Consider the following 13,009-nt stretch of genomic DNA (forward strand, 5'->3'; position numbering starts at 1 on the left):
TCTCTGGATTGATGATGTTGCGTAATATAAATATGTCTGGGTAATGCACGTCCGACCTACCTCCGAGCGGGTTTACAGGTGTCACGATGAATAAAATTTCCATGCCTGCCAATACCTTTGCGATCGCTTCAGATTTAGCTGTAAATCGCATCGGCTACGGCGCAATGCGGTTAACGAGACAGCCAGGTAATTTTGGTGCTTATCCAGATTGGGATGGTGGGAAGCAGCTTTTAAAACGCGCTGTAGAATTGGGAGTAAATTTCATTGACACGGCTGAGGCTTACGGTCCTGGTTTTAACGAAGAATTAATCGCCGATGCATTGTATCCTTATCCTGAAAATTTAGTCATTGCAACTAAAGGTGGCATTAACAAGCCTGCACCGGACAGCATTCAAACTGATGGTCGTCCCGAAAACTTGCGGCGGGGATGCGAAGCGAGTTTACAGCGCCTCAAAATCGAGCAAATTGCCTTATACCAACTACATCGTCCCGATCCTAAAATACCATTTACAGAATCCGTGGGAATGTTGGCAACGCTACAGCAAGAAGGAAAAATTCGCCACATTGGGTTATCGAATGTATCACTTGACCAACTGCAAGCAGCAGGAGAGATAACTGCGATCGCATCTGTTCAAAATCGGGCGTTGCTGAATAGAGATATGAACTATTGAGGAACTGGAACATTCCAGAATTTGAGATAGTGCAGTAACAATCGAATTGAATATTTCAGCATTTCTTCTGATTTGGAGTAGCACAGTGTCTTTCGATGCAGCCGAGCCAGATAGTGCCTCAGTCTTGTATTTTCGGACTCAACTCTGGTCATATAAGTCTTACTGACAATTTGATCGCCGTCTGGAATAAAACCTGGATAAACACTCCAACCATCCGTAACATAAAAGTAGCACCGCCATTGGGCAACGATCGCCCATAGCGGGGCAAAGGTTTCAGCACTATGGTCGCCCAACGCCCAACCTAAAATCCCTGAAGTGAAGTGATCTACTGCTGTCCACAGCCAGATTTTGTTTTTTTTGCACCGACGAAGGTTTCTAGTTCATCTAGTTCACCGACTTGGGGGACTGTTTCTGGGGCATCAGCATCAGGCAGATTGTTACCTACTTGCTTGAGCCAGTGAATGATTGTCGTATGATGAACACCTTTAACTCGTTCAATTCCTCGAAAACCGATGCCATTCACATACATTTTCAAGCATTCCCGTTTGACTTCATCGCTGTAACCTCTGCATGTTTCATAGTGTTCAATGAATTGTCGCCCACAATCAACACAAATGTGGTTCTGTTTACCTCGCTTGATGCCATTCTTCCGAATATGAGTTGATTGGCACTCTGGACATTGCATCGCAACTTACCTCAATTCATACCTCTATTATGCAATGCCCAAAATCGCTTTAGCGTTAGCGATCACACCGATGAAGATCTACTCAATTACTGTACGAAACACAATATTGCTTTTATTCCCTACGGATCGCTTGGCGCTCATCCACTCAAACGGGGCGCACCCCTAGCTAATGCATCAGGAATTTTGGCTGAAATTGCCCATCGTCACGGCGTAAAACCAAATCAAATTGCTTTGGCATGGTTATTGCATCGTGCGCCCAATATTATTCTTATCCCAGGTACGACAACAATCGCTCATCTGGAAGAAAATCTTGCTGCTAACTCAATCGATTTATTAACAGACGAAGTTGAAACTTTGAACCAGATGGCATTAGCTTGAACTTGACTTAATTAAAGGGTTGCCATATAAGCTGAGTAAAAAAATATGCTCAAAGAACGAGTTTTCCTTAAAATTCCGATCGTATTCACACTCGCTCTTATTGCCACCGTTGGCTGCACGTTCTTCCTTCCAGCTACCAACTATCTCCCATCTCTTTTAGCACAAACTCAACCGTTGTCGTTACAAGTCGAACATATCATGCTGCGCGTTCCTAATTTTGAGGAAACAATGCAGTGGTACAAAGATAAATTTGGTTTTAAAGAAATTATTCGCTGGAAAGAACCATCGCTTCCAGGTGTAGATTTAGCTTATTTAGAATTAAACGGCTTTCGGCTAGAAATTCTCGGTGGAGGTGAAACTGAAAGAGCGATCGCACCGCCAAAAGACGTACCAGAACATACGCGATACCAAGGCTACCGACATTTGTGTTTTCGCACTCAAGATGTAGATGCAACCCTAACACAACTCAACAAGCGCGGCGTACCTACTTTCGCGCCCGCTTACGATTACGCACCAATTCAACGCTGTTTGGCTTTTATTTTAGATAACAACGGCAACGCGATTGAACTTTCGGGACCGACGAAAGGTAACCGAGCATCGAGTTGAAACAATGAATGGAGGAAGTTAAAGTAATGCGATCGCAAACAATACGCCAGAACGCAGTCATTGCGATTCTCTCTGCTTTCTTACTGGTAGTATTAGTAAAAGCGGTACAAAGCCACACCATAAATACCAAACTAACGCATCAAAAGTATGAACTACTAACTCAACACTCGGTAATAACTACTGCTCAAACTGAGCCTGCGAACATCGTTACTCAAGACGAGCAAGCTATTAGTCAAGCACTCCAAGAATGGCGACAGTTGTATAGTTTTGGCAACCGCAAATTTACTTTTAAGGGTTACGAGCATTTGTACATCAACACCAATGAATTGCTAGCTTATGACAACGTTGCACCCAAAGATACACGGATTGATGGCTGGGAAACCTATAAATCACTTTGGGAATCTGTCATCAACGAAAGTTTTGCCGAGCAACAAATCACTCGCTTTGACATTGATCGCGTAGAAGTGTCAAATGACTTAGGCTGGAGCGGGATTACATTCCGATTTCGTGCCAAAAATAAAGGCAAGGACTTTTACAGCAGTCAGCACGGGACGCACATCTGGCACAAAGTAGATGGTAGGTGGAGGATCGTTCACGAGCATATGACAGCACCCGTAAAAATAGGCGGCAGAGAAGTTCTTCCATAAATTTATAAAAGTGAATGCAAATGCATAAAATCTTCACAATGCGATCGCGGCAATTTAAAGTTTTATCTATCATTTTTATTTTCATTTCATTGTTTATAGCATCACTTAAGATAGCGCAATCTCAAACACTCAATTTCACATCTCAAAAACCGCATTATGAATTACTGACTCAACATCTAGCTGCTTCTGCTCAACCTAGATCCTCAACAACTGAACTCAGTTTTATGCGGATAGATCACGTCCAGATTCGCGTTCCTAATTTTGAGGAAACAATCGAGTGGTACAAGGACAAACTAGGATTTAGAGAACAAGTTAGCTGGACAGTTAAAGCTCTACCAGGATTGCGAATTGCCTATCTCGAACTGAATGGTTTTCGGATGGAAATTATTGGCGGTAACTTTACATCTAAACGAAAAGCTCCAGCTAATTTTCAAGAGGCATTAAATGTTGAAGGATACGGGCATATTTGTTTTGAAGTTGGCAACGTGGATGCTGTATTAGCAGAACTCAATAAACGAGGTGTATCCACATTTGTTCCGGCTGCGACCTATCCATTAGGTAACACTTGGCGGCGAGTTAGTTTTGTTTTGGATAACAACAGTAATGTAATTGAATTTGGAGAGCCATTGACGATGACTAAACCACAACGTACTTGAACGATCTGCCGCTTAATCTAAATTCAATATCGGCAAGCCGCCAGATCTCATCGTGTGGATTTGAACAGAAAAAGGTATCTCTAGATATTAAGTCAGTCAAGAGGAAAAAAACATGGAAATGCGATTGTTAGGCAAATCCGGTTTAAAAGTATCTGCCCTCAGCTTTGGCACGATGACTTTTGGCGGTGGCGATTTCTTCGAGCATATGGGTGCAACCCAAGTCGATGAAGCTAGACGATTAATTGATGTCTGCATTGATGTAGGTGTAAATCTATTCGATACGGCTGATGTTTACTCTCAAGGCAAATCCGAAGTCATTCTCGGACAGGCAATCGGCAAGCAACGAGATAATGTATTAATTGCCACTAAAGCCTTTGCACGGATGGGGGACGGTGCGAATGATGTTGAACTCTCGCGACATCATTTAATTCGTGCCTGTGAAGCCAGTTTACGGCGATTGGGGACGGATTACATCGATTTGTATCAAGTGCATGGTTTCGATGCCCTAACTCCGCTAGAAGAGACATTACGGGCATTAGATGACCTCGTTCGTAGTGGCAAAGTCCGCTACATTGGCTGTTCTAACTACTCCGGTTGGCATTTAATGAAAGCTTTGTGCATCAGCGATCGCAAAGGGTTAGAACGCTACGTATCGCAACAGGTTTATTATTCCCTTGTAGCTAGAGAGTTAGAATACGAGCTAATTCCCTTGGGACTCGACCAAGGTGTAGGAATTTTAGTTTGGAGTCCGCTAGCGTTTGGCTTTTTGGCAGGGAAATATCGTCGCGGACAACCCGAACCGGAAGAAACTCGCCGCGCCAAACTAGGTGATGTATGGACGTTGGATTTAGAAAAAGGCTACGACATTGTAGATACTTTAGATGAGATTGCTCGCGATCGCAATGTAACTATCCCTCAAGTCGCCCTCAACTGGCTGCTGCATCAACCTGAGATCTCGTCTGTCATTATCGGCGCACGTAACGAACAGCAATTACAAGATAATCTCGGTGCGGCAACTTGGGAACTCACGCCAGATGAGGTTAAACGACTGAACCAAGTGAGTGCAGTCCCGCCAATTTATCCCTACTGGCATCAACGAAGATACGGTATCGAACGCAATCCCCTGATTCAGTAGAAAATTTGCAGATATGAATGGAAAACAAAAGATCGCTGCCAAATCGAGCGAACGATCGCCCGCGTCTGGGACTCGCCAGCAACGAACAATTCCCAAGAGCATTTGGGCGCTGGCTTTAAGTGCATTTGCGATCATCACGTTCGAGTTCGTGGTGGTGGGACTACTGCCCCTAATTGCCCGCGATTTCTCAATCGAGTTAGATCGAGCGGGTTGGCTGCTGACTGCCTTTGCCTTTATTGTCGCTCTATCGGGACCGATTCTCACGGCTTTAACGGCACAAGTGAATCGCCGTCAACTGTTTTTGTTCCTACTGGTAATTTTTGTGGGAGCAAATATTCTCTGTGCGCTCGCTCCTAATTTCTGGATCTTAATGTTAGCAAGGGTGATTCCCGCACCTGCTCTTGCCTTATTTTGGTCGGTGGTGAGCGTTGCCGCCGGAAAACTGGTTCCAGAGGCTCTACGGGGACGTGCTAGCGCCATCGTCTTTGCAGGAATTTCGATAGCAGCAGTTTTGGGCGTACCTTTGGGGACTTATATAGCGAGTTTGTTTAGTTGGCGGATGGCTTATATTGCCGTAGGGAGTTTAACTGTACTTGCCCTACTCGCTCTCTACCTCTGGCTGCCAGAAGTGCCTGGCGCGACTAAGGGCAATGCTTTGGGTCAAATTAGCACGTTGAAGCAACCTGCACTGATTGTTGGTTTGGCGGTTTCTGGCGTGGCGTTTACCGGAATGTTCGCCGCCTACACCTACTTAACAGCATTTTTAGAAAACATCAGTGGCTTTGCTATCAGCAGCTCTCAATGTATCGATTTGCAATGTCGGAATTGGTCTAGGTGCAGTTGTTGGCGGTTATGTAATTCGTCTGGCTGGCTTAGAGTCCATTGGCTGGGTAGCTGGATTGCTCTCGCTACTAGCACTTGGTTTGCTTTACCTTTCCACCACAGTCTGGCGAACCTAAATTCAGACTCATCAGACTTTTGGACAATTAGACCGGATTTACCTACTGTTGAGGAATACTTATCATGAACCGTTTAATACTTGGTAGCTTAGCTTTCTTGTTAGTAGCAATGACTCCGGCGATCGCGCCAGCACAGACAAGGGTGATAAGTCGAGTTAATCCCCCAAATCCGAGAGTATCTGATTCATTTCAAGCGACACCTTTTCAACTGGTATTTTTAGCTTATCGCGGTCACTTCCGCGATCAGGGTATTCCCAGTTACGATGCTTTCTTGAGTGCTTATGGGCAGGGAAGAATCAGTGAAGCGGATATTGTTTCAGTTGGGATCGAAGCAAATCGAGTCTCTGCTGGGATGATGACAAATAAAAGATATCTCAGGGCGGTGAAGAGCTATCTCGATAGCTTGGTAGCTGGACGTAGTTGAAAATTACTAAGAGTGCGATTAGCAATTATACGCAAATCTGAGCTTGATGCCTTAGTTAAGGAAATTGATGCCAGGACGAATATTGACCGAGCGAGAGCGCGAATATTGGGAGCGGTTGCCTACAGATATATCTTCTGCCGATTTGGTGACTCACTTTACCTGATCGACAACCGATCTAGATTTGGTTTGCTCTGGGCGTGGCGATCGCAATCGCTTAGGCTTTGCATTATAATTGTTGACACTGCGTTATCTTGGGTTTTGTCCAGAGCTACTTGCTACTCCGACTTCAGTTGTGGAATATGTCGCTCGACAACTGGACGTAGCATTAGATGGTCTGACAACATATGGAGAGCGAGCGCAAACTCGAACCGAGCATTTACGTAAAATTCAACTGTATCTTGGTTTTCGACCTGCTGGGCGTAAAGAGTTGCAGATGCTAGCTCGATGGCTGCTGGAACGGGCGTTAGAACACGATAAACTGACCCTACTGCTACAACTAGCTTGCGACCATCTCTACGTACAGAAGATCGTGCGTCCTGGAATAACAGTCATCGAGCGACTCGTGGTGACAGTTCGCGGTCGCGCACAACAGGTCATTTTTCGTCGTCTCAGACAGATGTTGACTGCCGAGCGCCAAGCTTTTTTGGACGAACTGTTAGTGCGCGATCGTTCTCTTGGCTGTACGCCTTTAACCTGGCTGCGACGCAGTGCTACGAGCAATTCACCTGCTGCTATTCGTAACGCACTTACCAAACTTGCCTTTTTGCGACAACAAGGAATAGATGATTGGGAGACATCGCAAATCAATCCCAACCGCCTCAAATCCTTGGCGCAGATCGGTAAGAGATCGACAAACCAAGCTCTACAGCGATCGCCGACTATTCGTCGCTACCCGATTCTAATTGCCTTCTGTCAACAAATTTACGAAGAAATCACCGATGAAGTTATCGATCTCTACAATCGCTGTCTAGCCCAAACATATGCTCGCGCCCGTCGCGACTTGGAGGAGTTTCGTCTTGCTGCTGCTACTGCAATGAATGCAAAGTTGCGGTTGTTTCGAGAACTGGGTAGTGTTGTTCTAGACGTAGAAGTAGCAGACGAGCTGGTGCGTGAATGTATCTATCAACGAGTATCACCCCAGCAGCTGAGAGGTCATTTATAAAGAAAAGTTGAAAGCAGCGAGAATGGAGGCAAGAGGCTTTTACTATGACAAGACAGTAGCCCAAAGCATTGCCTCATGAGTAGAAAAGCTTACAAAAGTGATTTAACCGATCGAGAATGGCAAATCATTGAACCATTAATTCCACCTGTAAGACCAGGAGGACATCCACGTACTGTGGATATGCGTGAGGTAGTAAATGCCATCTTTTATTTGCTGAAAACTGGCTGTGCTTGGGAGATGCTACCACATGACTTCCCACCCTATTCAACGGTTTATTATTACTTTCGGCGTTGGCAAAAACGAGGAATTTGGCAGCAGATAAATCTTGCCTTACGTGAACAAGTACGGATGAAGCTGGGCAAATCTCATCAAGCTACTGCTGCAATTGTGGATAGCCAGTCCGTAAAAACGACGGAAAAAAGGGGAAGTATCCGGCTTTGATGGCAGCAAGCTAGTTAAAGGTCGCAAACGCCATGTCGTAGTAGATCCTCAAGGACTACTAATGGGTGTAGTAATCACCGAAGCTAATGCTTCAGAACGATTAGGAGCAATAGTGGCATTGCTAGAAGAGTGCTATAACTCTAAGTCTTTAGAGCTAATTTGGGCAGATAGTGGCTACAGTGGAGAGAATTTTGCACAAGCTGTAATGGTAGTCTGCGGTGCAGAAGTAGAAATAGTTAAGCGGATTACAGATGGGTTTGAAGTTTTGCCCAGAAGATGGGTAGTTGAACGAACTTTTGGCTGGCTAGGACGCTATCGACGACTAAGTAAGGATTATGAACTCCTACCGGAAATAAGTGAATCTATGGTCTACGCTGCTATGGTACGGCTGATGCTGAGACGACTAGCTGCTTGATTTTTACTTTATAAATCAGCTCTTACCAAGAGCTTCCAAGTCAGAATTTTGCTTTAAGTTTATGAGAGCGTAATTTTCAGGTCTTTCTCTGTTCTTCACTGGAACTTTGAAGCAGAAGAGCAGATTGAGACGATCGTTTCACTAGCAGTTCTACAACATGATTGGCGCTGTTCAACCAATTTTATTGGTTAGTATAACAGCGCCAGTGAAGCAATTACGCCAGCTAGCGCAAGGCAGTCAGGCGTTCTGCTGCCAATGCCTGAAAAGCACTTTCTGCTAAAATCTGGTGAGCCGCAGTCGTGGGATGAATACCGTCCCAAAACAAAAACTGGTCTGGATTACCACAACTACGTCCATCAGACAGGTAGGCATCGTGCCTGGACGCGAGTGGGTGAATGCTGGGCTACTGCTCTAACTCTGGCAAAATCTATGAAAACTGTCGTTTTCAATAAGCCACCCACGCTTCTTTTCGGGCGATCGCAAATTCAAGCCATCCAAAGCGTTAAAACCCTTCTGCCATGCTGCTCATGTTTAACTACTCCAAAAATCAAGTGATTTTTCAGGGACGAATCGATAAATTTTCCTCTCAAGGTTTACAAAAATTTATCCGAATTGTCTTTAAACCTGTCAATTAAGGGTGGTGAATTTTATAGACAGGCTGAGAGAAATCCTTGAATTTTCAGCCGTTAATTCAATCCATTCTCGCACCATTGAGAAGCCCAGTTGTACCGATCTCAAATCATCTTTTAGGAAAGCTACGTCATGATAGAACATACATCTGCCAATCCTGCCGATCCTTGTGAACCCTTAGAGCAAAAATCAACTGAGATTACCGTTGTGCGTCCCGATCCACAAACACTGAGTTACCAACGATTGCCCGATTTTGTCGGTCTCTCCGCAAACACAGCAGGTGCAAAGGGAATTTCGATGCAGCTCGTAATTATTCCGCCAGGTGGAATTGCCCAGCCACATGTCCACCCAGAGCATGAAACGGCTCTCTATCTGCTCAAGGGTCGAGTCGAAGTCTGTTACGGACAAGGACTCAAGCAATGTAAAGTGTGCGAGGCGGGGGATTTTGTGTTTACTCCCCCAGGCGTTCCCCATCAGCCGCGTAACCTCAGCGCCACAGAACCCGTTTATGTGGTAACGGCTCGCAACGATCCAGATGAACAGGAGAAAATTGTGCCCTACGATCCAACGCTGGAAAGTCAGTGAGCTTTAGAGAAAAAACAATTTTCAATTCTTGAGTTAGGAAGACTTATTATGATTCACGACATTTCGATGGCAGCGAATCAGCCGCAGCACGTTGCTGGCAAAGCATCGATCGCTGTACGTCGGGCAACGCAAGCCGACACAAGCACCCTGACAGAATTGGGTGCGCGGACGATTCGACAAACCTATGGTGCTGCCTTTTCCCCAGAAGTCCTCGATCGCTATAACTCAGAGGCACTCAACACAGAGCAGATAAAGGCTGACCTCGCAAATCCGGAGATTGTCTACTTCCTGGCAACCGTGAACCACCAGGTTGTCGGCTATGCCAAGCTTCAGACAACGCCAACTCCAGGCGCGATCGCGGACACGCACCCGATTGAGCTAGTGCGCTTGTATCTAGATTCAAGGTGGATTGGTCAAGGCATCGGAGCGAAGCTGATGCAGACCGTACTAGACTTCGCCGTGAATCATGGATTTCAGACTTGCTGGTTGCGCGTTCTAGAAGGGAACGAGCGTGCGATCGCGTTCTATCGTCGCTGGGGATTTGTAGAGGTTGGTAGCGAAACTTATCCAGCGGGTGATGTTTCTGTAACTGTCCTACTGATGCAACTTGCACTTAAACTTCATTTGTCAATTTTAGGAGAGTAAAATTTAGAATCTGCTGTCGATAAGGATTCTGGCAAAATCGTTCCTTTCTGTTGTCAATTGTTAGGACATTAAGCGTGAAAGTTATACATGACAAGCTTTTTCAAGTCTTAGATGTTATTTCTTACTCAGAGTGATAAATGAGGGATAGGAGAAAATTATGACGGGAATGATGATTGAAGGCAAATGGACGATTGGCTGGAGCGAGCGAGACCAGAGCGGAGAGTTCAATCCGATGCCAACAACGTTTCGGAATCGCGTCACCGCCGATGGCAAGAGTGGGTTTAAAGCAGAAGCAGGACGCTATCACCTCTATATTTCCTTAGCGTGTCCGTGGGCGCACCGTACCTTAATTATGCTCCAACTCAAAGGGTTGAATGATGTCATCTCAGTCTCTATAGTCGATCCGATTATGGGCGATCGAGGCTGGATGTTTAGTCAAGCACCAGGAGCCATTCCCGACTGGGTGAATCACGCTCAATATTTGCAAGAGATTTATCTCAAAGCCGATCCCAAATACACGGGACGAGTTACAGTTCCCGTCTTGTGGGATAAGCAAACTCAAATCATCGTCAATAATGAATCTCGCGAAATTATGCGGATGTTTGACGTAGAGTTTGCTGCATTGGCAACGCAACAAGTAGATTTATACCCACGCGACCTACAACAGCAGATCGATGAAACCATTGATGCAATCTATCTGCCAGTCAATGTTGGTGTCTATCGGGCTGGTTTTGCGACAACGCAAGCCGCTTACGAAGAAGCCGTGACCCAACTGTTCGAGAATTTGGATCGATGGGAAACCGTGCTGAGCAAGCAACGCTATTTATGCGGCGATCGCCTGACTGAAGCTGATATTTGTCTATTCGCAACGCTGTATCGCTTCGACTCGGTATATTACAGTCACTTTAAGTGCAATCTGCGGCGAATTGTGGACTATCCGAACCTCTGGAATTATCTACTGGATTTATATCAGCGTCCCCAACTCAAAGTGACGTGCAATCTAGACCACATCAAGCGTGGCTATTACATGAGTATGACCGAGATTAATCCCAATCGAATTGTACCCAAGGGACCGCTCGTCGATTTTGACCGACAGCACAATCGCAATCGCTTCGGCAAGGCGTAGTTGCGATCGCAACTCGGCAAGGCGCGAAGCCGATCGCTCCCTATTTCCAACCGCAGGTATACCAGAAAATTGCATGGTTAATTCGCTCTGTAGGCTCTCGGTGTCATGCCTGTCAGCTGCCGGAAATGTTGGCTCAGGCGACTGTGGCTGCTGAAGCCACACATCAACGCCATCTCCATCATTGATCGGTCAGTTTGTTTCAACAACTGCTTTGCCCGTTCGATGCGTTGTCCGAGCAGATATTGGTAGGGAGATGTGCCGAGGGATTGTTTGAATAGATGGCTCAAATGAAATTGACTGATACCCAGTAGATCTGCTAAGTCGGCAAGCTTAATATCTCGATCTAGATGCTCGTGGATGTAGTCCAGGATTTGCAGCAGTTGACGCTGAGGTAATCCACCTGCGTAAACGGTCAGATGCGGTTTGGCAGTGGCGTATTGTCTGAGTAAATGCACCGCTAGGACATTTGCCAATGACTCGATGTAAAGCCTGCTGCCTGAATTCTCCTGTTGGAGTTCGGCGAGTAACATCATGCCGATCGCTTCAAGTTGGCGATCGCGAACCCGAAATTCGGGCAGTAATTCCAGGCGATCGGGGTTTATCTCTAGAGCTTCTCCAGCCACGCTTTCGATAAACCGAGACGTAATCCGAACCTGCAAGAAGCGATCGTCACTCTCCCAACGGGCAAAAAACGGCATCTTGGCAGGCGTGATGCAAAAATCGCCCTTCGCATACAATCCCGTGCGGGTTTTATCTCCCTGAGTTTGTAGCAAGAGTACAGGACGAGGTGCTAGAGACAGACAAATCGCGTGTTCGTCGCTGTAACAAGTCCTCCCTTCTCCCGCAGGGTGTTGGAATTGTTCGACCAGAATATTCTCCCAACCCCGATCGCGACTCGACAAGATCGGTAAGCTGGTACATTCAATCTGGCGATCTTCGGTCGTCTTCATGCTGCAAACCCAATGCCTCTAGTTCTAATTGTATTCGTTTGGGCATTCCACTAAATATGCTGAGAATTGACCGCAAGATTTGGATAATTTCACAAGAATGAGATAGTTGGATGCAAGTCGATCTACCTAAGCTGGAAGGGTAATTGAGTCAGGAAGTACGCACATCGATTACACATGATTGCAATCCCAGAGTATGCAGGAGTTGATAACGCATCTTGAGGGAGGTAGGGAAGATGAAACTACTGATATTTGGTTCAACAGGTAGTATCGGTCGCCAGCTTGTCTGGCAAGCACTCGAGCAAGGGCACACTGTTACGGCGTTTACACGCAATCCAGCAAAGCTCGACGACATTCAGCACGCGAACCTGAAGGTTATTCAGGGTGATGTCATGGATCTCGCATCAGTAGAGAAGGCAGTACAGGGGCAAGATGCCGTGCTGTGTTCGCTGGGAGCAGGTAGCAAAGGTACAATCCGATCGCAGGGGACGCGACATATCATTCGCGCAATGGAGAAGGTGGGTGTTCGACGGTTGATCTGCCAAACAACCCTTGGGGTGGGAGAGAGTTGGGGGAATCTCAACTTTTTCTGGAAATACATCATGTTTGGGTTCCTGCTGCGTCAAGCTTATGCAGACCATGTAGCGCAAGAAAACTACGTCAAGCAAAGCCATCTGGACTGGACGATCGTCCGTCCGGGAGCCTTCGTAGATGGCGAGCGCACTGGCAACTACCGACACGGCTTTCCAGGCACCGATAGGACATCAAAACTCAAAATCTCGCGTGCCGATGTTGCCGACTTTATGCTGAAACAATTGACAGACGATCTGTACCTTCACAAGACACCTGCCCTGTCGTATTGAAATGACACGCGAATTTTGGCTCAACAACAGTTTG

At 46.1% G+C, this 13,009-nt stretch carries 16 protein-coding genes and 1 pseudogene; 15 read left to right on the top strand and 2 right to left on the bottom strand.

Features of this window, described 5'->3' with window-relative positions; translation table 11 throughout:
- Positions 1-86: 86 nt before the first annotated feature.
- Positions 87-671 carry an aldo/keto reductase gene (locus N4J56_RS34030; RefSeq protein WP_317111137.1) on the top strand — a complete coding sequence of 195 codons (585 nt, stop codon included), beginning with the start codon at positions 87-89 and terminating at the stop codon, positions 669-671.
- On the opposite strand, the pseudogene N4J56_RS34035 reads toward N4J56_RS34030, so the two are convergent.
- A pseudogene (locus N4J56_RS34035) lies at positions 665-1,356 on the bottom strand (IS1 family transposase). The gene N4J56_RS34030 and the pseudogene N4J56_RS34035 sit on opposite strands and share 7 nt — an antisense overlap.
- On the opposite strand from N4J56_RS34035, the gene N4J56_RS34040 reads away from it, so the two are divergent.
- The 13 genes from N4J56_RS34040 to N4J56_RS34100 all read left to right on the top strand — a co-directional run bounded on the left by N4J56_RS34040 (position 1,351) and on the right by N4J56_RS34100 (position 11,165).
- Positions 1,351-1,734: an aldo/keto reductase gene (locus N4J56_RS34040; protein ID WP_317111305.1), complete on the top strand. Its 384-nt coding sequence runs from the start codon at positions 1,351-1,353 to the stop codon at positions 1,732-1,734. The pseudogene N4J56_RS34035 and the gene N4J56_RS34040 overlap by 6 nt on opposite strands.
- Positions 1,735-1,779: 45 nt before the next feature.
- Positions 1,780-2,340, top strand: coding sequence for a VOC family protein (locus N4J56_RS34045; RefSeq protein ID WP_317111138.1), 561 nt, complete (start codon positions 1,780-1,782; stop codon positions 2,338-2,340).
- 8 nt (positions 2,341-2,348) lie between these two features.
- Entirely contained in the window at positions 2,349-2,987 is a 639-nt protein-coding gene (locus N4J56_RS34050) for a YybH family protein (protein WP_317111139.1), read from the top strand.
- A gap of 224 nt (positions 2,988-3,211) precedes the next feature.
- Entirely contained in the window at positions 3,212-3,643 is a 432-nt protein-coding gene (locus tag N4J56_RS34055) for a VOC family protein (RefSeq protein WP_317111140.1), read from the top strand.
- Positions 3,644-3,755: 112 nt separating this feature from the next.
- On the top strand, positions 3,756-4,778 hold the full coding sequence (locus N4J56_RS34060; RefSeq protein ID WP_317111141.1) for an aldo/keto reductase: 1,023 nt from the start codon (positions 3,756-3,758) through the stop codon (positions 4,776-4,778).
- A 13-nt stretch (positions 4,779-4,791) separates the two neighbouring features.
- On the top strand, positions 4,792-5,805 hold the full coding sequence (locus tag N4J56_RS34065) for an MFS transporter (RefSeq protein WP_317111143.1): 1,014 nt from the start codon (positions 4,792-4,794) through the stop codon (positions 5,803-5,805).
- On the top strand, positions 5,802-6,161 hold the full coding sequence (locus N4J56_RS34070) for a hypothetical protein (protein WP_317111144.1): 360 nt from the start codon (positions 5,802-5,804) through the stop codon (positions 6,159-6,161). The genes N4J56_RS34065 and N4J56_RS34070 overlap by 4 nt, the downstream gene beginning before the upstream one ends.
- Before the next feature lie 235 nt (positions 6,162-6,396).
- Complete coding sequence (locus tag N4J56_RS34075) at positions 6,397-7,323, top strand: DUF4158 domain-containing protein (RefSeq protein WP_317111145.1); 927 nt, start codon at positions 6,397-6,399, stop codon at positions 7,321-7,323.
- A gap of 75 nt (positions 7,324-7,398) precedes the next feature.
- A protein-coding gene (locus tag N4J56_RS34080) for an IS5 family transposase (RefSeq protein WP_317108642.1) occupies positions 7,399-8,179 on the top strand; the annotation gives its coding sequence in 2 pieces (ribosomal slippage) (positions 7,399-7,736 and positions 7,735-8,179; 783 coding nt in all).
- A 255-nt stretch (positions 8,180-8,434) separates the two neighbouring features.
- Positions 8,435-8,734 (top strand): hypothetical protein, encoded by a 300-nt coding sequence (locus N4J56_RS34085; RefSeq protein WP_317111146.1) that lies wholly within the window; start codon positions 8,435-8,437, stop codon positions 8,732-8,734.
- Positions 8,735-8,941: 207 nt separating this feature from the next.
- Positions 8,942-9,394 carry a cupin domain-containing protein gene (locus N4J56_RS34090; RefSeq protein WP_317111147.1) on the top strand — a complete coding sequence of 151 codons (453 nt, stop codon included), beginning with the start codon at positions 8,942-8,944 and terminating at the stop codon, positions 9,392-9,394.
- A 48-nt stretch (positions 9,395-9,442) separates the two neighbouring features.
- Positions 9,443-10,039 (top strand): GNAT family N-acetyltransferase, encoded by a 597-nt coding sequence (locus tag N4J56_RS34095; protein ID WP_317111148.1) that lies wholly within the window; start codon positions 9,443-9,445, stop codon positions 10,037-10,039.
- Positions 10,040-10,193: 154 nt separating this feature from the next.
- Positions 10,194-11,165, top strand: coding sequence for a glutathione S-transferase family protein (locus tag N4J56_RS34100; RefSeq protein WP_410500726.1), 972 nt, complete (start codon positions 10,194-10,196; stop codon positions 11,163-11,165).
- A gap of 77 nt (positions 11,166-11,242) precedes the next feature.
- Here N4J56_RS34100 and N4J56_RS34105 read toward each other — a convergent pair whose 3' ends face one another.
- The gene (locus tag N4J56_RS34105; RefSeq protein WP_317111151.1) at positions 11,243-12,115 is read right to left on the bottom strand and encodes an AraC family transcriptional regulator; all 873 of its coding nucleotides are present in this window, start codon (positions 12,113-12,115) and stop codon (positions 11,243-11,245) included.
- Positions 12,116-12,348: 233 nt separating this feature from the next.
- Between N4J56_RS34105 and N4J56_RS34110 the strand changes: the two genes are divergently transcribed.
- Positions 12,349-12,975 carry an NAD(P)-dependent oxidoreductase gene (locus N4J56_RS34110; protein WP_410500727.1) on the top strand — a complete coding sequence of 209 codons (627 nt, stop codon included), beginning with the start codon at positions 12,349-12,351 and terminating at the stop codon, positions 12,973-12,975.
- The last annotated feature ends 34 nt before the right edge of the window (positions 12,976-13,009 follow it).

The sequence above is a fragment of the Chroococcidiopsis sp. SAG 2025 genome (assembly GCF_032860985.1).
Lineage (GTDB): Bacteria > Cyanobacteriota > Cyanobacteriia > Cyanobacteriales > Chroococcidiopsidaceae > Chroococcidiopsis.